The following is a 23,040-nucleotide window of genomic DNA, read 5'->3' on the forward strand; positions in this document are numbered from 1 at the left end:
GGCAATGACCATAACATATTCTTTGGAAGATTTACCTAACGTTGCGCAAAAAGTACTTGCGCAATTAAAAAACAAGATTGTTTTGTTTGATGCTGAAATGGGAGTAGGTAAAACTACCCTAATTAAAGAGATTTGTAAGCAACTTGGTGTACAAGATGTAATTTCTAGTCCAACATTTGCTTTGGTAAATGAATACTTAGGAAACTCTGGAGTTATTTATCATTTTGATTTTTACAGAATTAAAGATGAAGAAGAGGCGTATCAAATAGGATTTGAAGAATACTTAAGTAGTGATGCATGGGTTTTTATAGAATGGCCAGATAAAATAGCGAATCTCTTACCACCCGACAGCAGTACTATTTCAATCAAAGTAACCAATGATAAAAAAAGAGTACTTACTTATCAAATAAGATAGTGTACCGGATTTAAATAATCCCACACAATTTGTTTTCTTGGCTTTTTTATTCGTAATTTGAGATACAGAATTTCACACTAATGACTAAGCCACAATCTCCTTTTACAAAAGAGCAACTCCTACCGCAGGAGGAAATGATAGAAATTGAAAGAAAAAAAGGAAAACTGTTTATAGGAATCCCAAAAGAAACAAGTTATCAAGAAAAAAGGGTATGTCTAACACCAGATGCTGTTGCTGCATTAACTGCACATGGTCATCGGGTTCTGTTAGAAACCAAGGCAGGTATAGGCGCCAGATTTACCGATCGTGATTACAGTGAAGCCGGTGCCGAAATATCGAATGACAAAAAAAAAGTCTTTGGATGTCCGCTCATTCTTAAGGTAGAACCCCCTTCGATAGCTGAATTAGAACTCATTAATCCTCAAACAGTATTAATTTCTGCCTTACAATTAAAGACACAATCAAAAGAATATTTCCAAACGCTTGCCAAAAAAAGAATTACCGCCTTTGGTTTTGAATTTATTCGCGATGCCGACGGTGCATATCCCGCAGTACGCGCGTTGAGTGAAATTGCAGGTACAGCCGCTGTTCTTATTGCATCAGAATTGATGAGTAGCGCCACGATATCTAAAGGATCTGGCCTTATGATGGGTAACATTAGTGGCGTACCCCCTGCCGAAGTTGTCATCATCGGTGCCGGAACTGTAGGAGAGTTTGCTGCCCGTTCTGCTATCGGATTAGGAGCCAATGTGAAGATATTTGATAATTCTATCACCAAATTAAGATGTATTCAAACCAATGTAGGACGACCCTTATTTACATCTACTATTCAACCTAAAAATTTATTAAAGGCCTTACGCCGTTGTGATGTAGTAATCGGCGCTGTTAGAGGAAAAAACAGAGCCCCCGTGATAGTTACCGAAACTATGGTTGAATCTATGAAAGCCGGTGCCGTAGTTATCGATGTAAGTATTGATATGGGAGGTTGCTTTGAAACTAGCGAAGTTACTTCGCACGATCATCCTACATTCAAGAAACATGGAGTATTACATTACTGCGTGCCCAACATACCTTCGCGTTATGCTAGAACATCTTCTTTATCAATCAGCAATATATTTACTCCGTATTTATTGCAAATTGGCGAAGAAGGCGGAATTGAAAATGCAGTACGCTTTGATAGAGGCTTAAAAAACGGATTGTATTTTTATCATGGAATTTTAACCAGCAAACCCATTGCCGATTGGTTTGATCTATCGCATAGAGATATTAATTTGCTGATATTATAAACCTAAGCACTCTGAATTTGATATCAAGATTGAAGTGATTAAAATTACCAAATTTTCATAAATCAAATTCTTGCTAAGTAGTAGTATTTACCCCAAAATTAGCCTTTCAAACTTTAAAAAATAGTTACTTTTGACTTTTTAACTTTAACGTCAAATGAAATTAGCACAACGCTTATTCTACTATTTGGGTGGATTTGTAATTGGTCTTATCATCTTATTCTTTTTTTTAGGAGGTAAAAAAACTTCGTGTAACTACAGTCCTACAGCAAGGGTTCTCAAAAATATTAGAAGTAAAGAGAGCGTGTTATCACAACAAGTCTTGGCCCAAATGAAATCGTATGATATTGATACCGCAGATATATCGATACTTCTTTTAAAAGGTAGCGTTGATTTTTCTAAAAGTAATACAACATTAGATTCGTGCAAAATTTACTTCGTTGAAGGAACGGTAAAAGAAAAAGCAATTTCTCTTTTTGTTGAAAATTGCGATTCTATTGCTAAAATCAATACACTTAAATTGACAAAGTTATTAGATTAGTTTCTTAGTCATAACCCAAAAGTCAAACTCTTGCTTTCCTATGGTAAAGGGGTGCTGTCCAACAATCTGATAATCATTTCGATGATAAAAAGTAATGGCACGTTCATTTTCTTTCAAGACGGACAACCACAAGTATTCACTACCTTCCTCCTTTGCTTTATCAAAAATTATTTGCTGCAATTTACTCCCTATCCCTTTTGAAGAAGTTCCTTTGAACATATAAATCTTTTGAAGTTTACAAACATTTTTATTGGTAATATAACTAGATGAAGCGTTAAGTTGTAATATGGCATAGCCAATAGGTGAATCACCATCTATTACTATCCAAAATATGTTGTTAGCCTTAACTATACTGCTTTTTATTTTTTAAATGAAAAAGTAGTATCCAAATAATCAATTAAATCATCTCTATCTTTAAAAAGATGCCCAAAAGATTGATCAAATGTTCTTTTTCCTAAAAAGGAAATACTTTTGACATCTTCTAAAGTAGCTTGTCTTATCGTAATCATACGCTTAATGTACCCAATTATATTCCATATATCTAGCCGTCTTTTGAGCTATTTGTGCTTCGTACATCTTTTCAACAATATGAAAAGACACATCTATTCCAGCCGAAATCCCTCCAGAAGTATACATTTTGTCGACCTCTACAAATCTTTTATCTTTTTGCGGAATTCCAGTAGGAACCATCTCGATTATATCATCATATACCTGATGATGGGTGCAATAAGGTTTATCATCCAATAATCCCAATGCAGCTAACAACATGGCTCCCGAACAAATACTTATCGTATATTCTGTCTTTTGATGCACATTACGTATCCAATTTAGTGTATTTTCATTTTTAATCTGTTGTCGCACTCCAAAACCTCCGGATATGATTAAAATATCGATATCTGGGCTATTTTTGTAATCATATTTTGGATTTACAGATAAGCCATTTACAGCCGAAATCGGGTTACGATTTTCTGCAACGGTAAAAACATTAAATAGTTCAAAATTGTTTAACTCAGAAGTTACAGAAAGCACTTCAAAAGGTCCGGCAAAGTCCAACACCTCTGCATTGTCAAAAATTAAGATCCCTACATTTCTTTTAGTATTCATTAATTTACATCTTTTATTTTACTCTATTCTTTTCAACGTACGTTAATACAGAATCAGGCGTTGTTACATCTCTTAACAAATTTTCATCTGAAATTGCAGGAAATGCCACTTGTTTGATAGGCACTACACCTGCCCAAATTGGTAATTTATGATCTTCTGGCTCGTCATTTACGCCTTCGGCTCTTATTTTTGCAGAAGCAGTATCTATACTTATTTCTAAGACCAAAGTAGCATTAAATTCTTTTTTATTAGGTTGTCTAACATGATCCCAATGACCTGCAACCATGTGATTGACAATACCGGCTAAAGCTTCCATTTTTTCTTTAGGATCATCAACTTTTCTTACCGTACCAAAAATGGTTGCCGATCTATAATTCGCCGAATGATGAAAAGCTGATCTTGCCAAAACCAGTCCGTCTAAATGAGTTACTGTAAGACTGGCTTCGCCAGCTTCTAACAAACTGGTCATCATACGATTTTTAAGAGATCCATGAATGTAAATTTTATGTTCTTTTCTAAAATACGCAGTTGGAATCACAATAGCTTTTCCTCGAAAAATATACCCTATATGGCATAAAAAACCATCATCTAAAATAGCATGTACAGTGTCGACGTCGTAACTGGCTCTTTTTGGCCCTCTTTTTACTTTGTTTAGTTCTGATATTTGATATTCTTTCATACGTTTAAATCTTTTTAATTGTTTGGAAACGAAATAATTAAAAAATTGAGAACGTATGTAAGCGCTACGCTCTCACATTAAAAATTTTAAACATTCCCTTTTGTGAAGTAATTTTTAAAATTTATTAATGCTCGTTTCATCAATTTATATTTTTTGATTTTTAGTTGTCAGATGGAATCGCCATATCATCATATTGGTGGGTATCATCCTGATTGTTATGGCTTATTTCATGATTCATTTTTAGTTAAAATCGGTTCGCTGGTTTTACATATTCATCAAAAGTAGTAGTTTTATGGTGTGTTATAATGATCCAGTTTTTAAATACCTAATAGTCCAGTTTTGTTTCCTTTTAAAAGTAACATTGTACTCGATCGCACCTCTAATCGTAATTTGTATCTTCAGTTATGTGATCAAATTATTGGTTTTATAAAATCAGGGAAGCTTCTTCCGTCGACCAAATTACCCGGATCCAGGAGGTTATCAGAGGATTTGAAAATTCATCGTAAAACGGTAATTGCAGCATATGACGAGCTATTATCTCAAGGTTGGATAGAGACGCTTCCTGCAAGAGGTACATTCGTAAATAGTATCCTTCCGATCATTAAACCGCAACATTTTGACCCAAATACTGCTCAAGCGACAAAAGAAAAGAAAAGTGGTTTTTCGTTTATACAGCGACCCAACTTAACGCCTGATTTGAACGACTATTCTGAAACCGGAATCATAAAAGTAAATGATGGATCTCCTGATCATCGCCTTGCACCTATTGAAGAAATTTCGAGAGTCTATAGAAACGTCATCAAAAAAACATACCATCGAAAACTTCTTACGTATGGACCCGTATCCGGAAATTTAGAATTACGAAAAATTTTGGTTAATTACCTAAATCAAACACGAGGGCTTCGTATAGACGTTGATAATGTATTCATCACACGAGGTAGTCAAATGGGGATTTATATAGCTTCTCAATTACTTCTTTCTTCCAAAAACCATATTGCTGTTGGTAACAGTAATTATATGACCGCAGATACTACATTTGTCGATGCCGGAGGAATTATCGAAAGGGTTCCTGTAGACAAATATGGCTTAAACACTGTTGCTTTAGAAGGGCTATGTAAGACTAAAAAGATTACTGCCGTTTTTGTGACATCCCATCACCACCACCCTACTACAGTAACACTTTCTGCAGAAAGACGCATGCATTTGTTGCAATTGGCACAACAATTCAGGTTTGCTATTATAGAAGATGATTATGATTATGACTTCCATTATGGCAATGCACCTATTTTGCCACTGGCAAGCAATGATTACAATGGAAATGTAATTTATATAGGTAGTTTTACTAAAATCATAGCTCCTGCAATGCGAATAGGCTATCTAATCGCTCCAAAAGATTTTATAGATGAAGCCTCAAAATTGAGAAAGATCATAGATCGTCAAGGAGATAGCTTGTTAGAACAAACACTGGCACACATGATCAAAACTGGGGATGTGCAAAGGCATTGCCAAAAAGTTTTAAAAATTTATAAAACAAGGCGTGATTTGTTTTGCACATTACTAAAAGAAAAACTTGACGCATATTTTGATTTTGAAATTCCGAAAGGTGGCATGGCCGTTTGGATTCGACTAAACAAAAAGTACAACTGGGATGATGTAGTAATCCAGTGTAAAAAGCAAAGCGTTGAACTTAATCCAGAATGGAAACGGTATGATAACGATTGTTCAGGACATAATGGAATACGGCTTGGGTTTGCCTCTTTAAACGAATCGGAAATCAAAAGGGTTATCGACTGTCTAGAAAAAGCCTTAAAGATGATTTCGACAAGCTAAATCAGGAATTATTTTATCTCTAAATCATACTTGTACAGCAATCCAGCCAATCCAGATGTTGAGAATTTTGCTTTTTTTAATTTATTCATTTCTGGATCGATTGTAAAATTCTTGGCCGTACTAAAATCAACTTTCTCTGCATTGGTGTTTTCGAAAATGGCTTTAGCCAAATCACAATCGTGAAACGTTGAACCTACGATATCAGCATCTGTAAAATCGGCTTCTTTAAGGCTGCAATTATGAAATATTGTATTTTTCATTGTAAATCCATAGAAAGAACTGTAATCCAGGTTACAGTCTTCAAACTTTGCAGAAAACATGAAATCATTGCAGCTACCTATATTTACGCCGAGCATTTTAGATGCTTTAAACACCACTCCCTGAAACGAAGTTTCTTTTAACATTGTTGAATCAAAATTGCAGGTGTCAAAATTACATTCTAAAAAAGTAACTGTTGACATATTAGTAGCGGTAAAATCACAGTTTAGAAATGTGCAATTATCATACGCTCTAGCTGGTAATTTTTTACCAGAAAAGTGGTCATTTTTAAAAGTCTGATCAAAAATTGAGTGATTCATATCCTTTTCGAATGTATATCTTAACTCTCAAGTTTCCAAGGTGGGTTTTTTCTAGTATCACCGGCAAAATACAAAATGATTTGATTTCCATCAGGATCTTTAAGTCGAGCTTCTCGCCACAACCAAGACTGATCAGTAGGTAATTGATCAAATTGTAAACCTCCTTTTTGTAAGCGGTCTACCTCTTGATCCAGTTTTTCAGTTTCAAAATATACATATATGCCCTCTCCGTCTGGTAACTTTTCTACATAATGAATAGAAAATGTCGCATCACCTTCTCTACATTCGAAACGAGCATAATGTGGCAATGCCTCAACAATCAAACGCAATCCTAATTTTTTATAAAAATCAATCGATACGATAACATCGTTTGATGGTACTGTAATTTGATTAAGATTCATTTATAATTTTCTTCGTTTTCGCTCTTGAGCTATCAAGTTGAGCTCGCGACTAGTTTGCCCCGCAACCGATGTATTTTCTTCTGCACGACGAATGAGATAGGGCATTACATCTCGAACAGGGCCAAAAGGTACATATTTGGCCACATTAAAACCTTCTTCAGCCTGATTAAAGCTTATATGATCACTCATTCCGTAAAGCTGTCCAAACCAAACTCTAGGATCGTCACGCACGATACCAAGCTCTCTCATTAAGTCCATAGCCAAATAACTACTCGCTTCGTTATGCGTGCCTACAAAAACAGAAATATCTTCGATATTTTCTAAACAATACATCATCGTAGTATTAAAGTTTTTATCGGTATGATTTTTATCGCTACAGATAGGCGTAGGGTATCCTTTATCTAGAGCACGTTCATTTTCTTTTTCCATGTAAGCACCGCGTACTACTTTAACTCCAATTTTAAATTTGTAAGCTCGGGCTTCTTCATGTAATTTTTTTACATATTCTAAGCGATCGTGTCTATACGTTTGTAATGTATTGTAAACAATAGCTTTTTCTTTATTATACTTACGCATCATTTGGGAAACGAGTTCGTCTGCCGCGTCTTGCATCCAGCTCTCTTCGGCATCAATTAATAAAGCAACATCGCACTCATACGCTTTTTTACAAGCTTTATCGAAACGCTGTACAATCCGTTTCCACTCTTCTTCTTCTGCTGCCGTTAATGCTGTTCCTTCAGTTTTTTTTTGCCAGATTAAAAATCGTCCAAAGCCTGTTGGCTTAAAAACACCAAAGGGCATGGCATCTTTTTGGTCTGCAAATTCAAGAAGTTCTATCGTTTTTTTGAGTGCCGCATCAAATTGTGCTTCTTCTTCTTTACCTTCTACAGAGTAATCTAATACAGAGCAAACTTTTTTTGCATACATTTTGTCTACTACAGGTAAGCAATCATCCTCACTTACCCCACCGCAAAAATGATCAAAAACGGTAGCTCGTATTAATCCCTGAACGGGTAAGTGTGCTTTTAAAGCAAAATTGGTAACCGCAGTGCCTATCTTGACAAGCGGCTCTTTGGAGATCATTTTAAAGAGGAAATAAGCTCTTTCTAACTCAGAATCACTTTTTAAAGCAAATGCCGTTTTGGTATTATCGAAAATAGTATGTTCAACCATCAACATTAATTTTAGGAATCTTCAGGTTTATAAACGTTTTCATGAAAATATGACTAATAAAACCGAATAGCACATCAGATTTTTGTCATTTCTGCAAATATAAAACATGCAAGTTTAATTTGATCTAAATTCTGCTTAATTTCGCTGATCTTAATTTTAGTTATGATATGAAGCCTATAGTTTCAAACGATTCAACAGTATATTTTGGCAAAGAAAGTTATTCACAACTCAATGCGCATCTAGAAAAATCGAAGTATTCGAAGGTGGGTATTTTGGTAGATAGTAATACGCATGAGTATTGCCTATCTCGTTTTATGAGTACTATTGATAAAGAATATGACATTGAAATTCTAGAAATCGAAGCTGGTGAAATTCACAAAAACATAGAAACATGCAGTGGTGTTTGGAATGCGTTGTCTGAATTAGGTTTTGACCGTAAAAGCTTACTCATCAATCTAGGTGGCGGTGTTATTACAGATCTTGGTGGATTTGTTGCGAGTACATATAAAAGAGGAATCGATTATATTAATGTTCCTACTTCCTTATTAGCCATGGTAGATGCTTCTGTAGGAGGAAAAACCGGTGTAGATCTTGGTAATTTAAAAAATATGGTGGGCGTTATAAGTGAGTCTGAAATGGTGCTTATAGATACCGAATACCTGGCAACACTACCTGTAAATCAAATGTGTAGTGGCTTTTCCGAAATGCTGAAACACGGCCTGATTCAAGATAAAGAATACTGGGAGAAATTAAGTGACTTATCACAATTAGAACTTGATGATCTAGATCAACTAATCTACGATTCGATAGTTATTAAAAATACTATTGTAAGCAAGGATCCTACAGAACAAAATATAAGAAAATATCTCAATTTTGGACATACTTTGGGTCATGCTATAGAATCTTTCTACCTTACTCATCCTGAGACACCCACCCTTTTGCATGGTGAAGCAATAGCTATAGGGATGATTATGGAAACGTATATTTCATCAAAATTGTTGGCGGTAACTTCAGAAGATCTTCAATTTGTAAGTGCTGTAATTTTGGCTACTTTTCCTAAAGTTGAAATACCGGCAGAAGATCATGAGAAAATAATAGCACTGCTAGTACACGATAAAAAAAATGAGCGAGGAAATGTGCTATTTGTGCTATTGAATACGATTGGCGAAGCGCAATACGACTGTAAAGTACCTCATGAATTACTGCATAAAGCTTTTGAGTACTACAACGCGCTTTAACCTGGTTTGAAGGCATGTTAAGACGTAATAGATTTTCTAATGCATAAACCAGGTTTAATACTATGTTTCTATTTTTAATACCTACATTTGCAATCTTGGTTAAAATTTTATGATTGAATCAGAAGAAAATATTGAAGTTTTAGGAGCACGTGTTCATAATCTTAAAAATTTAGATGTCACTATTCCTAGAGAAAAACTTGTGGTCATTACAGGATTGTCGGGGTCTGGTAAATCATCTTTGGCCTTTGATACTATCTATGCAGAAGGACAACGACGGTACATTGAAACTTTTTCGGCTTATGCGCGCCAATTTTTGGGTGGATTAGAGCGACCCGATGTAGATAAAATAGATGGCCTCTCTCCTGTTATTGCGATAGAACAAAAGACGACCAGTAAAAGTCCGCGTAGTACTGTAGGTACGATTACTGAAATATATGATTTTCTAAGATTACTTTTCTCGCGAGGTAGTGATGCATATAGTTACAATACCGGTGAAAAAATGGTAAGCTATAGTGATGAACAAATAAAAGATCTCATTTTAAAAGATTTTGCCAATAAGAAAATAAATGTTTTAGCACCTGTAGTACGTTCGAGAAAAGGTCACTATCGAGAATTGTTTGAACAAATTGCAAAACAGGGATTTGTAAAGGTAAGAACAGATGGAGCAATAAGAGACATCACCAAAGGAATGAAGCTCGATCGCTATAAAACTCATGATGTTGAAATTGTAATCGATAGATTGAAGGTAACAAAGGATCAAGAGAACTCAAAACGACTTATGGAAACCATTAATACCGCTATGTATCACGGTGATGATGTGTTGATGGTTATCGAGCAAGAATCTGAAACCGTTCGATTTTTTAGTCGAAATTTGATGTGTCCTTCGAGCGGTATCTCCTACCCTAATCCAGAACCAAACAATTTTTCATTTAACTCTCCAAAAGGTGCATGTCCGAAATGCAATGGAATAGGCACGTTACACGAAGTGAATTTGAAAAAGATCATTCCGGATACTTCTAAATCTATCAAAAACGGAGGGTTAGTCCCACACGGTCCTCAGAAAAAAAATTGGGCATTTAAACAATTAGAATTTATTGCACAGCGCTACAATTTTAAGCTTAGTGACCCAATTAAGAAAATTCCTGAAGAAGCTATGCAGGTTATTCTGTATGGTGGAAAGGATAAGTTTAGTGTGGATAGTAAGACTTTAGGTGTTACCAGAGACTATAAAATTGATTTTGAAGGAGTAGTAACCTTTATAGAAAACACCTATGCTAACAATGATTCTACTTCCCTACGCAGGTGGGCACGAGATTTCATGGATAACGTAATATGCCCCGAATGTAAAGGGTCTCGATTACGCAAAGAATCATTGTATTTTAAGGTTAATAAGAAAAACATTGCAGAACTGGCGGCAATGGATATTATCGAGCTTACAGAGTGGTTTAAAGCGCTTCCTAGTCAATTAAGCGAAAAACAAAAGCAAATCTCTGGTGAAATATTAAAAGAAATAAATGCCAGGCTTCAGTTTTTGGTAGATGTCGGACTTACTTATTTATCCTTAAACCGAAGTAGTAAATCGCTATCAGGTGGTGAGGCTCAGCGTATTCGGTTAGCTACTCAAATAGGCTCGCAGTTAGTTGGTGTACTCTATATCTTAGATGAACCTAGCATTGGGTTGCATCAAAGAGATAATGAAAAACTAATCAATTCGCTCATACAATTGCGCGATATTGGCAATTCGGTAATCGTTGTAGAACACGATAAAGATATGATCGAACGTGCAGATCATGTGATTGATATAGGACCGTTTGCAGGAAAACATGGTGGCGAAATTATTAGCGAAGGAACGCCTGAAGAGCTACAACAACACAATACATTGACCGCAGCGTATCTAAACGGAAAAAAACAAATAGAAATTCCGAAGAAACGTCGCAAAGGAAATGGAAAAAAAATAGTACTTCAAGGAGCTACTGGCAATAACTTAAAAAATGTTTCCATAGATTTACCTTTGGGAAAAATGATAGCTGTTACCGGAGTTTCGGGTAGTGGCAAATCTACATTGATTAACGAAACCCTCTACCCTATACTTAATGCGCATTATTTTAATGGGGTAAAAAAACCTATGCCCTATAAAAGTATTAAAGGTCTCGAACACTCAGACAAGGTCATAGATATCAATCAATCACCTATAGGCCGCACACCACGCTCTAATCCGGCTACATATACAGGAGTATTTTCTGAAATAAGAAGTTTATTTGCCAAAACACCAGAAGCTATGATTCGAGGTTATAAACCTGGGAGATTTAGTTTTAATGTAGCAGGCGGTCGTTGCGAAACTTGCAAGGGTGGTGGTTTACGAGTTATCGAAATGAACTTTTTACCAGATGTATACGTAGAATGTGAAACATGCCAGGGCAAACGCTTTAACCGAGAAACTCTTGAAATAAGATACAAAGGAAAATCTATATCCGACGTTTTGGAGATGACTATCAATGAAGCCTGTACCTTTTTTGAACATATTCCTAAAATTTCAAGAAAATTAAAAACCATTAAAAACGTTGGTCTGGGGTATATTACTTTAGGACAACAATCGACTACCCTATCAGGTGGTGAAGCCCAACGAATTAAATTAGCTTCAGAACTATCAAAAAGAGATACGGGAAACACATTTTATATACTTGATGAACCTACCACAGGACTTCATTTTGAAGATATAAGAGTTCTGATGGAGGTATTAAACAAACTTGTAGATAAAGGAAATACGGTTTTGATTATCGAACATAATTTGGATGTAGTTAAAATGGCTGATTATATTATTGACATAGGTTATGAAGGAGGTCGAAACGGAGGTCAGGTCGTAGCCAAAGGTACGCCAGAAGAGATTATAAAAAATGACAAAAGCTATACTGCTAAATTTCTTAAGAAAGAATTGGGTATTTTAAACTAAAGATATTTATAATGAGAGAACAACAGCATCACAAAGGTTGGAACGAAATAAAAACCAACGACTCCTGGGCAATTTTCAAAATTATGGGAGAGTTTGTGAGTGGATTTGAAAAAATGAGTAAAATTGGGCCTTGTGTATCTATATTTGGATCAGCGCGAACCAAAACCGATCACAAATATTATCAACTTGCTGTAGCTATTGCTAAAAAAATTGTGGACAATGGATATGGTGTAATTACCGGTGGAGGTCCTGGTATTATGGAAGCCGGAAATAAAGGAGCACACCTTGGTGGTGGTACCTCGGTCGGGTTAAATATTGACTTGCCATTTGAGCAGCATGATAATCCTTATATTGATAGTGATAAAAGTTTGGATTTTGACTATTTTTTTGTTCGTAAAGTAATGTTTGTCAAATATTCACAAGGTTTTGTAGTAATGCCTGGCGGTTTTGGAACATTAGATGAACTCTTTGAAGCCATGACACTAATACAAACAAAAAAAATTGATAAATTTCCTATCATTTTAGTAGGTACAGACTTTTGGGGTGGTCTTATGGATTGGATAAAGAATACGTTATTAGATCTTTTTCAAAACATTAGCCCTGGCGATCTGGATCTTATTCACGTAGTCGATACGCCAGAAGAAGTGCTTCAGATCCTTGATAAATTTTATGCAGAATATAATTTAAGCCCAAATTTTTGAAACATCTATCTACAAAAAGAGTTATTGGTTATATGAACTTCTTAAAACTTAACTTTCGTTATTCTAAAATTTGAAAACCTACACAGTTTACCATATCATTTTTTTGTTATTTATAATTTTTTCGGCATCAGCTCAAAACAACATTAGTATTCATGCTGAGCTTGATGCAGAACGAAAGATATTAACAATAGAACAAGAAATTAGGTACACCAATACTTCTAATGATACACTCGACACTATTTTTTTTCATGATTGGGCGAATAGCTTTTCGAGTAAAACTACACCGCTTGGCGAGCGATTTTCTGAAGATTTTTTAAAGCGCTTCTATTTCGCAAAAAAAAATGAAAGAGGAAGCACAATCATTCAAAATATAACCGATGCAGCATCTAACCCATTAAAATGGGGGCGCCATAAAGGCATATCTGATATCATTTGGATAGCATGCACAAAACCACTATACCCCGGAGAAAGCCAGTTCTTTAACTTAAAATATAAGATTAAAATTGCGAGTGGTAAATTTACCAGGTATGGGTACCATCCTAATGGAAATTTTGATCTCAAATATTGGTATATCATGCCAGCCATTTATGATCATGAATGGAACATTTATAGCCATAAAAATCTGGATGATTTATACGCTCCGATATCCAATTACCAAATAGACATAACAATCCCAGATGGATATCATATTGTTAGTGAATTAAACAAGGAAATCGCATTACAGATTGATGAAAACAATACGAAAACAATAAAACTAAGCGGTAAGAATCGAAATGAAGTCAATCTCTATATCGAGCGTACCGGTTCATTTTATAGTTTTAAAACCAATACTATAGAATTTCTGAGTAATATTGAAGATAATGATTTAATGCCCGAAATGAAAATAGTTGCGGTAGATAAAATACTTAGCTTCTTACAAAAAAAATTAGGTCAATACCCTTTTGACAAAATAGTAGTTTCTGAAAGCGATTATAAAAATAATCCAGTATACGGTTTAAATCAACTTCCTGACTTTTTGAGACCTTACCCAGACGGTTTTCAATTCGAAATTAAGCAACTTAAAGCCATTACCGAAAAATTTCTCGAAAACACGTTAATTATTGATCAGCGACATGATGCATGGATAAAAGATGCGATTCACATCTATTTGATGATGTCCTATACCGAGCAGTTTTATCCTGATATGAAAATTATTGGTAAATTAAGTAAGGTGATCGGGTTACGATGGTTTCACGTCGCCGATTTGGATTTTAATGATCAATATTTTCTAGCCTATAAGAATATGGCAAGATTATTTTTAGATCAACCATTATCAACACCAAAGGATGAACTCGTAAAATTTAATCAAAATATTGCCAATGCTTATAAAGCTGGTGTTGGTTTTAAATACCTTGAAGATTATCTAGAAGACAGCACTATTATTGATGCAAGTATTAAAGCCTTCTACACTCAAAATACTTTACAGCAAACCAATTCAAATGCATTTAGAGACATTGTAGAATCAAAATCTAATAAAGATGTAGCGTGGTTTTTTGATGATTTTATCACTTCTAATAAAAAAATAGACTTTAAAATTAAATCGGTTAAGAAAAGAAAGGATTCTATTGAAGTAACGATCAAAAATAAGAGAAACAATACTATGCCGGTGTCTCTTTCTGCCCTTCGAAAAAAAGAACCGGTTTCTAAGACATGGATTACCGATATAACCGATACCAAAACCGTTAAAATTGCAAACGAAGGAATTACCAAACTCGTGCTCGATTATGAACAAAACATTCCTGAGGTTAATCGTCGTAACAATTACAGAAATTTAAAATGGATATTTAACAAACCTATCCAATTCAGAATATTAGAAGACGTAGAAGATCCCAGATACAGTCAGTTATTTGTAATCCCTGAATTTGAATTTAATGTATACGATGGCTTTGTTGTAGCAGGAAAATTTTATAATAAGTCTATCATTCGACGTGATTTCGAATTTAATGTTGCTCCGGCCTACGGTTTTAAATCGAATAGGTTATTAGGTTCTGCCACTTTTTCTTTAAGAGATCAAATAGCAGAGCATGGCCTCTACCAGATTCGATATAGCATAAATGGTAACATGTTTAGTTATGCTCCCGATTTGTTATTTAGAAGATTATCAACATCAACAAGTTTTCTTTTCAGACCAAAAAATCTTCGCTCTAATGTAAAACAAAAGCTTACGCTTCGAAATGTTAATGTTTTTAGAGATAGGGACGAAGAAAATCCTGTAGAAACTCCGGATTACAATATTTTTAATGCCCGTTACCTGTATTCAGATTTTAATCTTCTCGATTTTATGGGATATTCAGTAGATTATCAGATATCCAAAAACTTTAGCAAGTTATCTACTACTATAAATTATAGGAAGTTGTTTTTAAATAACCGACAACTAAATCTTCGTCTATTTGCCGGTGCCTTTGTATTTAATGATACCGAGAAAGACGGTGATTTTTTTAGTTTTGCTCTAGACCGACCTACTGACTATCTTTTTGATTTCAATTATTTGGGACGTAGTGAAGATACTGGTCTGGTAAGCCAGCAAATTATTATTGCTGAAGGTGGTTTTAAATCTCAATTAGAGTTTCCGTTTGCCAATCAATGGATGACCACACTCAATGCAAATACTAATATATGGAATTGGATTTATGCTTATGGTGATATTGGTATTGTAAAAAATAAAGGGAATTCGGCTAAATATGTATATGATGCCGGGGTTCGATTAAGCTTAGTGGCAGATTATTTTGAACTCTTTTTCCCGGTTGTATCGAATAAAGGATGGGAAATAGCCCAGCCTAATTACGATCAGCAAATTAGATTTATCATCACTCTTAGTCCAGAAACGCTTATCGGGCTTTTTACTAGAGAATGGTATTAATGCCATTTGGAATTACTAAATAATTCAAATGTGAAAACTTTGAATAATTGTTAATCAATCCTTAAAAATAGCTTCCAAAAAAATAAATTCTCAATAAAATACAGTTTTATTTAAAGAATATTCAACAAAATTAAGAATTTGAGCCTTGCAATTCGTTGGTATTTTTGCTAAATTTGCAAATCTAAAATCATCGCTCGTATGCAACCTGAAACTATAAGCTCATCTAACATATCTTTTGAAGAATACAGAAATCAAATACTTAGAGATTTCAAAATTGCATGTATTAGTAGAGAATGTAGCTTATTAGGTAGACGAGAGGTTTTGACGGGTAAATCAAAATTTGGAATTTTTGGAGGCGGAAAAGAATTACCCCAGCTAGCGATGGCGAGGGTTTTCCAGAATGGCGATTTCAGATCGGGTTATTACAGGGATCAAACTTTCATGATGGCGATTGATCAATATAGTGTAGATCAATTTTTTGCAGGTCTTTATGCACATACCGATATTGAAAGAGAACCTTTTGCAGCGGGTCGACAAATGGGTGGTCATTTTGCCACGCATAGTCTTAATGAAGATGGAAGCTGGAAAAAACTTGCGCAACAAAAAAATTCAAGTTCAGATATATCACCTACGGCAGGTCAAATGCCCAGACTTTTGGGATTGGCTCAGGCTTCAAAAGTGTATCGTAACGAACAAAGCGTTGTAGATTTTTCTGATTTCTCAAATAAGGGGAATGAAGTAGCATGGGGCACTATAGGCAACGCAAGTACAAGTGAAGGTTTATTTTGGGAAACCGTAAATGCAGGCGGCGTTCTTCAAGTTCCTATGGTAATTAGTATTTGGGATGACGAATATGGTATTTCTGTGCATGCAAAACACCAAACGACCAAAGAAGATATTTCTCTAATATTAGAAGGTTTTAGACGAGACGAACAGCATGAAGGCTACGAAATTCTTAAAGTTAATGGTTGGGACTATCCTGCCTTAATTGAAACTTATGAAAAAGCAGACAGGCTCGCTAGAAAAGAACATATCCCGGTTATAATTCATGTTAAAGAGCTTACACAACCCCAGGGGCATTCTACCTCTGGATCGCATGAACGCTATAAAAGTGAAGAACGTCTAAATTGGGAGAGACAGCACGATTGCAATCGAAAATTTAAAGAATGGATTATCGAGCGAAATATCGCTACCGAAGATGAATTACTTGCTCTCGAAAAAGCTGCCAAAAAAGAAGTTCGCAAAGGTAAAAATGAAGCCTGGAATGCCTACCTTTCAGAAATAAAAGCAGAGCAAAAAGAAGCATTAGATCTTCTTCACCAAGTAGAAACTAAAAGCGCGAACAAAAATTTTATCTCACCCGTTATACAAACATTAGCGGCAAAAGAAGATCCGATTCGCAAAGATATTCTTGAAGCGACTAGAAAAACATTACGGTACCTTACTCACGAAATCTTTGAAGAAAAATCTGCACTTCAAAATTGGATTAATCAATATATAGCACACGTACAGCCCAAATATAGTGATCACTTATATAACGATTTTGATTCTGGAGCTACAAAAATCAAAGAAGTTAAGGCAAAATATAATGAGCATACCGAGTTAGTTGATGGTCGAATTATCATACGTGATAATTTTGAAAATATATTTGACAGAATACCCGAAACACTAATTTTTGGAGAAGATAGCGGTAAAATAGGTGATGTAAACCAAGGACTTGAAGGTTTGCAAGAAAAATTCGGCGATATTAGAATTTCAGATACAGGTATTCGTGAGGCAACCATTATTGGGCAAGGTATCGGAATGGCGATGCGCGGGCTTCGACCTATTGCAGAGATTCAGTATTTAGATTATATACTGTATTGTGTACAAGGATTAAGTGACGATTTGGCTACGTTACGCTATCGCACATTTGCAAAACAAAAAGCACCTTTAATCGTAAGAACACGAGGACATCGCCTAGAAGGCATATGGCATTCAGGTTCTCAAATGGGCGGTCTTATTCATTTGCTTAGAGGGATGTATATATTAGTACCCAGAAATATGACCAAAGCAGCCGGTTTCTATAACACATTATTAGATAGCGATGAACCTGCTCTTGTAGTCGAATGTTTGAATGGATATCGTTTAAAAGAAAAGATGCCCTCTAATTTATCAGAAATTAGAACGCCAATCGGCATCGTAGAAACTGTTAAACAAGGAAAAGATATTACCTTGGTGTCTTATGGTTCTACATTGCGATTAGTCGAGCAAGCTGCAAAAGAATTAACAACTGTAGGTATCGATGCAGAGGTTATCGATGTACAGTCTTTAGTTCCGTTTGACCTTAATCATGATATCGTAAAAAGTATCGCAAAAACGAATAGAGTGCTCATTATAGATGAAGATGTACCCGGCGGAGCAACAGGATATATACTACACAAGCTCATAGATGAACAAAACATCTATCAATACCTGGATAGTAAGCCACAAACATTAAGCGCCCGACCCCACAGACCTGCATTCGGAACCGATGGGGATTATTTTAGCAAACCCTCAATAGAAGATATTTTTGAAGTCACATATCAGATAATGTCAGAGGCAGACCCTAAAAATTATCCAGAACTACGATAAAATTATTGAAAATCTTCTATTTTAATACGTTTTCCGTCTTTATACGATATCACAAAAATTCTTTTATCAAGTAAACCAGATTGTATCAAGGTTTTTCTAAAACTTTGTGCTTCGGGAAGTGTTGCAAATATGCCCAAACTCAACTTATAGAGAGCATCATCACTATAGACTAAAGTATTTGTAAATTTTTCTGAAACTGAAGATATCTTTTGGTCATTTAGTGCTTTAATTTGTACAGAGTATATAGTATCCCTTTGAATCATTTTACGATATAAATGAACGTGTTCAACTTCTCGAATCTTTGCTTTTTCAGTTTTTAAAGACGCCAATTCTAGCTGAGCCGCTTGCAATTCATTTTGAACCGAAGACAATTTCCTAGCAAATTCATTTTCTGACATATCACTAGAAGAAGACTTGTTTGAATAAAATGCATTGGCTACTAGAAAAACAGCTAATAATAAAAAAATTACTGAAAACGATCCATATAATCTGTTTGTTTTTTTACTCTTTTTAAGTCTTTTAGCCTCGAACTCTAGTATTTCTTCAAGCTCTTGCTGTTTAACTTCAGATTTTTCTATTTGATTGTGTAGGGATAAAAGATCCTCATCTTTAATAACCTTCATGTGTTGGGGTAGTTTATGGGGTTATAATACCTATTGTAAAGATAACGAATTACGCCTAAAGGAGTTTTTGCTGACTGATTTTATATACGACTCCATTACTTATTTCTAGAATTAAAACAGGATTACTCTTGATTATTTTCTGAAATGCTTTTAACGGAAAACCATTCGAAATTTGATTTATACTTTCAATCCGTACTCTCGCTTTATCGTCAAGTTCTAAAATTCTAGTTGTAGAATTTTGGTTGTGAATATAATAATTATTAAATAAATAATACAAAGTATCTCCTTTTTTGTCAATATCGTATTCTGCTTCACCGTATTCTTTAGCTTTCTTTACAGCCTTTCTACCTTCATAATATTCTATAAAATCGGCTTCGATAAATAGGGCATCATTACTTTTGTACGCTCTTTTTACGTAACTAAACTGTCTTTTAAAATCAAAATTTGATGTACTACTGCTGTCTTTTGATATAGCATCGAGCTTTGATTCTCTATCATTTTTTAAAGTGTCCTGTAGTTTATGGCTAGAATAACTTTGTTTAGAAACTGCCGTTCTAAGTTTTAATAACTCATGTTGTAAAGAATCATTTATTACTCGCAACTTCTCTATTTCGTCGGCATTTTCTGAAGAAAAAGAGGTATCGTTTTTGATAAAATAGAAACTACTAGCTGCCATCAATATAATGAGTCCTACAATCAAGATGAAGTATAGATTACTAATTTTTTTACTTTTTCTTAAATCTTTTGAAATCGATAATAATCGATCTTCCATTTTTTGCTGCTTGATATCAGTTTTTTCGATCTGATAATGCATCGATAAAATTTCTTCTTCTTTTTTGTCCATATTGTTGCTAATTTTCCCTTTCGTAATTATGAACGTATTTAAAGTTTTAGAGATCAGTTATTAGTTACCTACCAGAATAAGTCGTATAGTACTACTGTCTGTTTAAGCCTTCGTCAGAGCTTAGACAGGCTCAACAATCGAAACCTAATTTACGAACGTGAAAAGTTCTCGGCTGCGCTCGAACGAATGTGTCTGCGATAACATTCTTACGGAATCCATTTCACATTTTTAAAATCAGGTTTTCGTTTTTCTAAAAATGCATTCCTTCCTTCTTTTGCCTCTTCTGTCATATAGGCCAATCGTGTTGCTTCCCCTGCAAAAACTTGTTGTCCTACCATACCGTCATCGGTCAAATTCATGGCAAACTTGAGCATTTTTATAGAAGTAGGTGATTTTTCAAGAATTTCCTGAGCCCACTCGTATGCAGTTTGTTCAAGATCTTCATGAGGTATAACTGCATTCACCATTCCCATTTCATACGCTTCTTGTGCAGAATAATTTCTTCCTAAAAAGAAAATCTCTCTAGCCTTTTTCTGGCCCACCATTTTCGCCAGATAGGCAGAGCCATATCCTCCATCAAAACTAGTGACATCGGCATCTGTTTGTTTAAAAATAGCATGTTCTTTACTTGCTAGTGTAAGATCACAAACCACATGAAGACTATGTCCTCCTCCTACAGCCCATCCCGGCACTACTGCTATAACGACTTTAGGCATAAATCGAATAAGTCGTTGAACTTCTAAAATATTGAGTCTATGCATACCGTCTTCGCCTACGTACCCTTGATGACCTCTAGCCTTTTGATCACCACCACTACAAAAACTATAGACTCCATCTTTTGTTGATGGACCTTCTGCAGACAATAATACTACACCAATAGAAGTATCCTCTTGCGCATCATAAAATGCATCGTAGAGTTCACTAGTGGTTTGAGGACGAAAAGCATTACGAACATCTGGTCTGTTAAAAGCAATTCGAGCTACCCCATTTGCTTTAGCATACGTAATGTCTTGATATTTTGTTATTTTTTTCCAATGTATTGCGCTCATAAAACCGTATTTATTCAGCAAAAATAATACTTTCAAGAAGATTTGTGCCAAGAACTATACGCTAATTATGACTAATGTGTTAATAATAGGTATGGCTACATTAACATAAAATAACACTTGGCGAATTATTTAGATGGATGCTTTTTAGGATGTATTTCAAAATTCGCTATCAGAGATGTGTTTAGCACAGTTTTTGATATATTTATATTTAAATGTCTGTTATTACATCTAAAATTTAACTGAGAAGTCATCCTGAATTCATTTCAGGATTTCGTTAAGTTTATTTTCAGTACATTGAGATGAGAAACTGAAACGAGCCTGTGCTGAACTTGTTTCAGTATTCAGCTTGACGCAAACCGTTTAGGTTAAATTATGGATATTCATATAATTATACATTGAAATAAAAATTGTAAATCAATGCATCTTTAGTACTGAACTATTTATTTCAATTTTAATAATTAAACAGCTGAAACGAATAGTGAACTGGTTTAAACTGTTTTCGAACAATTAAAAATAGTTAAACGTATGAAACTCATAAATAGTTATACAGTAAAAATAATAGTACTACTAGCAATTAGCAGTATAGGATGCTTATCCTACGGACAAGAAAGAAATTGGAATACTCTTGTTGTTCCATTAGAAAAACTTGGGGCTCCCCTACTATCTGCTGAAAAAATAATCAATACTTCATACCAACTTCTTGAAGTAGATCTAAGCATCGATTTAAGATAACAATATCTCGAAAAGAATAGCCCGCCAATGATGCTACTTCCAAAAAACAAATTTATCCAGCCAAATTATACGTTCAATCTACCCAAATCAAAACAAGGAAGCATTGAATTTTCGGTAAGAGGAAATAATAATGCTTTTAATGTGAATGATACAGGACAAGTTAAAAATAATGCGTATAAAGATGCTGGGTTCTACACGGGTGCTTTCTGTCCTATAACCGGACTTTTTTATTAAAAACTAAAACGTCACGAAATAGCGTTCATAAAGAAGAAATTTCTATATTAAATTCAATAAATAGTCGTTAATCCATCAATCGAATTCCACCATCTTCAATATTAATCTTTCGTGCCTTATACAAAGAGCCTATTGCCTTTTTAAAACTTTTTTTACTTAGTTGAAATACTTCTTTTATGTCTTCTGGATCAGATTTATCATTTAAATCAATATAACCGCCACTTAGCTCCAGTTCTTTCAAAATTTGTTGTGCATTAGGTTCTATCCCTCTAAATCCATGGCGTTGCAGCGTAAGATCTATTTTGCCATCGGGACGAACCTTTTTTACATAACCTTGTAACCGATCTCCCGGGGTTATTTTTTGAAAAATTTCATCGGCGTATACCAGACCTAGGTACTTCTGGTTTACAATCATATTCCAGCCATGGGGAGAAGGATGTGATGCAATTACATCTACTTTATCATAAGCAGAAAGAAGTACTAACGAATTGTCAAGAAATCTATTCGTTTTACTAGAGGCTACCAGGCGATTTGTTTCACTATCCAAATAAACATACACCAGGTACCAGCTATTAACTCTCATTTTTGAAGCTTGTTCTTTAAAAGGAACAAAAAGATCTTTTTCTAAACCCCAATCCAAAAAAGCTCCAATGGTAGAGACGCTGGTACATTTTAAATATGCAAATGAATTTACTGTGGCATAAGGTTCTAATGTTGTTGCTACGATTCTTTCACTACTATCCAAGTAAACAAAAACATCAATTTTATCTCCGATTTCAAAATTTTCGGGAACATACTTATTAGGAAGTAATACTTCATTACCCTGATCGTCGCTAAGATAAAGTCCTGGCTCTCTATCTCTTACTATTTCTAATGTATTATAAACCCCTAACGCTAGCATTTTCTTTATACTTTATGTACAAAGATACTTTTTTCTATTTCTATTATGAAGAGGTTTAAACTTTTTTCAGCTCATAAAGAACTTTCTTTAGACTCCCACTTAGTAGTGTATGGTAGTCCCAATAACGATTTATATATGAAGCACTTTAGGTTTTGTTATTAAAATATCAGAAAAGAACTTGATAATTGTCGATGTAACCCAGATTATACAATAGAATTTAGTAACAAGGGTTTTATTGTAAAGTATGTACTA

22 protein-coding genes are annotated in these 23,040 nt (G+C 34.7%); 11 read left to right on the forward strand and 11 right to left on the reverse strand.

Annotated features, from left to right (window positions below):
* Nucleotides 1-4: 4 nt before the first annotated feature.
* From tsaE to J8281_RS10670, 3 genes are all read left to right on the forward strand, one after another.
* Nucleotides 5-415, forward strand: a complete 411-nt coding sequence (tsaE, locus tag J8281_RS10660) for a tRNA (adenosine(37)-N6)-threonylcarbamoyltransferase complex ATPase subunit type 1 TsaE (RefSeq protein WP_210197613.1) — start codon at nt 5-7, stop codon at nt 413-415.
* 80 nt (nt 416-495) lie between these two features.
* Nucleotides 496-1,701 carry an alanine dehydrogenase gene (locus J8281_RS10665; RefSeq protein WP_210197614.1) on the forward strand — a complete coding sequence of 402 codons (1,206 nt, stop codon included), beginning with the start codon at nt 496-498 and terminating at the stop codon, nt 1,699-1,701.
* Between the two features lie 154 nt (nt 1,702-1,855).
* On the forward strand, nt 1,856-2,239 hold the full coding sequence (locus J8281_RS10670) for a DUF4258 domain-containing protein (RefSeq protein ID WP_210197615.1): 384 nt from the start codon (nt 1,856-1,858) through the stop codon (nt 2,237-2,239).
* Here the strand turns inward: J8281_RS10670 and J8281_RS10675 are convergent.
* Genes J8281_RS10675 through J8281_RS10690 form a run of 4 tightly spaced genes read right to left on the reverse strand, consistent with a single transcriptional unit; the run spans nt 2,231 to nt 4,022 of the window.
* Nucleotides 2,231-2,602: a GNAT family N-acetyltransferase gene (locus J8281_RS10675; protein WP_210197773.1), complete on the reverse strand. Its 372-nt coding sequence runs from the start codon at nt 2,600-2,602 to the stop codon at nt 2,231-2,233. The two genes, J8281_RS10670 and J8281_RS10675, sit on opposite strands and share 9 nt — an antisense overlap.
* Nucleotides 2,599-2,748, reverse strand: a complete 150-nt coding sequence (locus tag J8281_RS10680) for a hypothetical protein (RefSeq protein WP_210197616.1) — start codon at nt 2,746-2,748, stop codon at nt 2,599-2,601. Before J8281_RS10680 ends, J8281_RS10675 begins: the two co-directional genes overlap by 4 nt.
* Before the next feature lie 4 nt (nt 2,749-2,752).
* A complete protein-coding gene (locus J8281_RS10685; RefSeq protein WP_210197617.1) occupies nt 2,753-3,343 on the reverse strand; it encodes a DJ-1/PfpI family protein in 591 nt (196 codons plus the stop codon).
* Nucleotides 3,344-3,356: 13 nt separating this feature from the next.
* Nucleotides 3,357-4,022, reverse strand: a complete 666-nt coding sequence (locus J8281_RS10690; protein WP_210197618.1) for a pyridoxamine 5'-phosphate oxidase family protein — start codon at nt 4,020-4,022, stop codon at nt 3,357-3,359.
* 339 nt (nt 4,023-4,361) lie between these two features.
* On the opposite strand from J8281_RS10690, the gene J8281_RS10695 reads away from it, so the two are divergent.
* Complete coding sequence (locus J8281_RS10695; RefSeq protein WP_210197619.1) at nt 4,362-5,852, forward strand: PLP-dependent aminotransferase family protein; 1,491 nt, start codon at nt 4,362-4,364, stop codon at nt 5,850-5,852.
* 8 nt (nt 5,853-5,860) lie between these two features.
* Here the strand turns inward: J8281_RS10695 and J8281_RS10700 are convergent, their stop codons facing one another.
* From J8281_RS10700 to J8281_RS10710, 3 genes are read right to left on the reverse strand one after another with little or no spacing between them, the layout of a single operon-like run.
* Nucleotides 5,861-6,430, reverse strand: coding sequence for a pentapeptide repeat-containing protein (locus J8281_RS10700; protein ID WP_210197620.1), 570 nt, complete (start codon nt 6,428-6,430; stop codon nt 5,861-5,863).
* 20 nt (nt 6,431-6,450) lie between these two features.
* A complete protein-coding gene (locus J8281_RS10705) occupies nt 6,451-6,831 on the reverse strand; it encodes a VOC family protein (protein WP_210197621.1) in 381 nt (126 codons plus the stop codon).
* Complete coding sequence (locus J8281_RS10710; protein ID WP_210197622.1) at nt 6,832-8,004, reverse strand: proline dehydrogenase family protein; 1,173 nt, start codon at nt 8,002-8,004, stop codon at nt 6,832-6,834.
* A 167-nt stretch (nt 8,005-8,171) separates the two neighbouring features.
* On the opposite strand from J8281_RS10710, the gene aroB reads away from it, so the two are divergent.
* From aroB to J8281_RS10735, 5 genes are all read left to right on the forward strand, one after another.
* Nucleotides 8,172-9,242 carry a 3-dehydroquinate synthase gene (gene aroB / locus J8281_RS10715; protein WP_210197623.1) on the forward strand — a complete coding sequence of 357 codons (1,071 nt, stop codon included), beginning with the start codon at nt 8,172-8,174 and terminating at the stop codon, nt 9,240-9,242.
* A gap of 109 nt (nt 9,243-9,351) precedes the next feature.
* Nucleotides 9,352-12,192, forward strand: a complete 2,841-nt coding sequence (gene uvrA, locus J8281_RS10720) for an excinuclease ABC subunit UvrA (protein WP_210197624.1) — start codon at nt 9,352-9,354, stop codon at nt 12,190-12,192.
* Nucleotides 12,193-12,203: 11 nt separating this feature from the next.
* Nucleotides 12,204-12,893 carry a TIGR00730 family Rossman fold protein gene (locus tag J8281_RS10725; RefSeq protein ID WP_210197625.1) on the forward strand — a complete coding sequence of 230 codons (690 nt, stop codon included), beginning with the start codon at nt 12,204-12,206 and terminating at the stop codon, nt 12,891-12,893.
* A 70-nt stretch (nt 12,894-12,963) separates the two neighbouring features.
* Nucleotides 12,964-15,792, forward strand: a complete 2,829-nt coding sequence (locus J8281_RS10730) for a metalloprotease (protein WP_246849079.1) — start codon at nt 12,964-12,966, stop codon at nt 15,790-15,792.
* 198 nt (nt 15,793-15,990) lie between these two features.
* Nucleotides 15,991-18,405, forward strand: a complete 2,415-nt coding sequence (locus J8281_RS10735) for a thiamine pyrophosphate-dependent enzyme (RefSeq protein WP_210197626.1) — start codon at nt 15,991-15,993, stop codon at nt 18,403-18,405.
* Nucleotides 18,406-18,407: 2 nt separating this feature from the next.
* On the opposite strand, the gene J8281_RS10740 is transcribed toward J8281_RS10735, so the two are convergent.
* From J8281_RS10740 to J8281_RS10750, 3 genes are all read right to left on the reverse strand, one after another.
* Nucleotides 18,408-19,028, reverse strand: a complete 621-nt coding sequence (locus J8281_RS10740; protein ID WP_210197627.1) for a hypothetical protein — start codon at nt 19,026-19,028, stop codon at nt 18,408-18,410.
* A gap of 55 nt (nt 19,029-19,083) precedes the next feature.
* Nucleotides 19,084-19,872: a hypothetical protein gene (locus J8281_RS10745; RefSeq protein WP_210197628.1), complete on the reverse strand. Its 789-nt coding sequence runs from the start codon at nt 19,870-19,872 to the stop codon at nt 19,084-19,086.
* A gap of 206 nt (nt 19,873-20,078) precedes the next feature.
* Entirely contained in the window at nt 20,079-20,921 is an 843-nt protein-coding gene (locus tag J8281_RS10750; RefSeq protein ID WP_210197629.1) for a 1,4-dihydroxy-2-naphthoyl-CoA synthase, read from the reverse strand.
* Between the two features lie 525 nt (nt 20,922-21,446).
* Between J8281_RS10750 and J8281_RS10755 the strand changes: the two genes are divergently transcribed.
* Both J8281_RS10755 and J8281_RS10760 read left to right on the forward strand, forming a co-directional pair.
* A complete protein-coding gene (locus J8281_RS10755; RefSeq protein ID WP_210197630.1) occupies nt 21,447-21,653 on the forward strand; it encodes a hypothetical protein in 207 nt (68 codons plus the stop codon).
* Between the two features lie 27 nt (nt 21,654-21,680).
* Entirely contained in the window at nt 21,681-21,887 is a 207-nt protein-coding gene (locus J8281_RS10760; RefSeq protein WP_210197631.1) for a hypothetical protein, read from the forward strand.
* A gap of 67 nt (nt 21,888-21,954) precedes the next feature.
* Here the strand turns inward: J8281_RS10760 and J8281_RS10765 are convergent, their stop codons facing one another.
* Nucleotides 21,955-22,788, reverse strand: coding sequence for a S1 RNA-binding domain-containing protein (locus tag J8281_RS10765; RefSeq protein ID WP_210197632.1), 834 nt, complete (start codon nt 22,786-22,788; stop codon nt 21,955-21,957).
* Between the last annotated feature and the right edge of the window lie 252 nt (nt 22,789-23,040).

Source organism: Aquimarina sp. U1-2, assembly GCF_017897595.1.
Lineage (GTDB): Bacteria > Bacteroidota > Bacteroidia > Flavobacteriales > Flavobacteriaceae > Aquimarina.

Coding starts and splice junctions, on each gene's coding strand:
- tsaE (WP_210197613.1), top strand. CDS start 5: ATGACCATAACATATTCTTTGGAAGATTTACCTAACGTTGCGCAAAAA.
- J8281_RS10680 (WP_210197616.1), bottom strand. CDS start 2,748: ATGATTACGATAAGACAAGCTACTTTAGAAGATGTCAAAAGTATTTCC.
- J8281_RS10710 (WP_210197622.1), bottom strand. CDS start 8,004: ATGGTTGAACATACTATTTTCGATAATACCAAAACGGCATTTGCTTTA.
- J8281_RS10665 (WP_210197614.1), top strand. CDS start 496: ATGACTAAGCCACAATCTCCTTTTACAAAAGAGCAACTCCTACCGCAG.
- J8281_RS10685 (WP_210197617.1), bottom strand. CDS start 3,343: ATGAATACTAAAAGAAATGTAGGGATCTTAATTTTTGACAATGCAGAG.
- J8281_RS10735 (WP_210197626.1), top strand. CDS start 15,991: ATGCAACCTGAAACTATAAGCTCATCTAACATATCTTTTGAAGAATAC.
- J8281_RS10725 (WP_210197625.1), top strand. CDS start 12,204: ATGAGAGAACAACAGCATCACAAAGGTTGGAACGAAATAAAAACCAAC.
- J8281_RS10740 (WP_210197627.1), bottom strand. CDS start 19,028: ATGAAGGTTATTAAAGATGAGGATCTTTTATCCCTACACAATCAAATA.
- J8281_RS10745 (WP_210197628.1), bottom strand. CDS start 19,872: ATGGACAAAAAAGAAGAAGAAATTTTATCGATGCATTATCAGATCGAA.
- aroB (WP_210197623.1), top strand. CDS start 8,172: ATGAAGCCTATAGTTTCAAACGATTCAACAGTATATTTTGGCAAAGAA.
- J8281_RS10765 (WP_210197632.1), bottom strand. CDS start 22,788: ATGCTAGCGTTAGGGGTTTATAATACATTAGAAATAGTAAGAGATAGA.
- J8281_RS10670 (WP_210197615.1), top strand. CDS start 1,856: ATGAAATTAGCACAACGCTTATTCTACTATTTGGGTGGATTTGTAATT.
- J8281_RS10690 (WP_210197618.1), bottom strand. CDS start 4,022: ATGAAAGAATATCAAATATCAGAACTAAACAAAGTAAAAAGAGGGCCA.
- J8281_RS10760 (WP_210197631.1), top strand. CDS start 21,681: ATGATGCTACTTCCAAAAAACAAATTTATCCAGCCAAATTATACGTTC.
- J8281_RS10755 (WP_210197630.1), top strand. CDS start 21,447: ATGAAACTCATAAATAGTTATACAGTAAAAATAATAGTACTACTAGCA.
- J8281_RS10750 (WP_210197629.1), bottom strand. CDS start 20,921: ATGAGCGCAATACATTGGAAAAAAATAACAAAATATCAAGACATTACG.
- J8281_RS10705 (WP_210197621.1), bottom strand. CDS start 6,831: ATGAATCTTAATCAAATTACAGTACCATCAAACGATGTTATCGTATCG.
- uvrA (WP_210197624.1), top strand. CDS start 9,352: ATGATTGAATCAGAAGAAAATATTGAAGTTTTAGGAGCACGTGTTCAT.
- J8281_RS10700 (WP_210197620.1), bottom strand. CDS start 6,430: ATGAATCACTCAATTTTTGATCAGACTTTTAAAAATGACCACTTTTCT.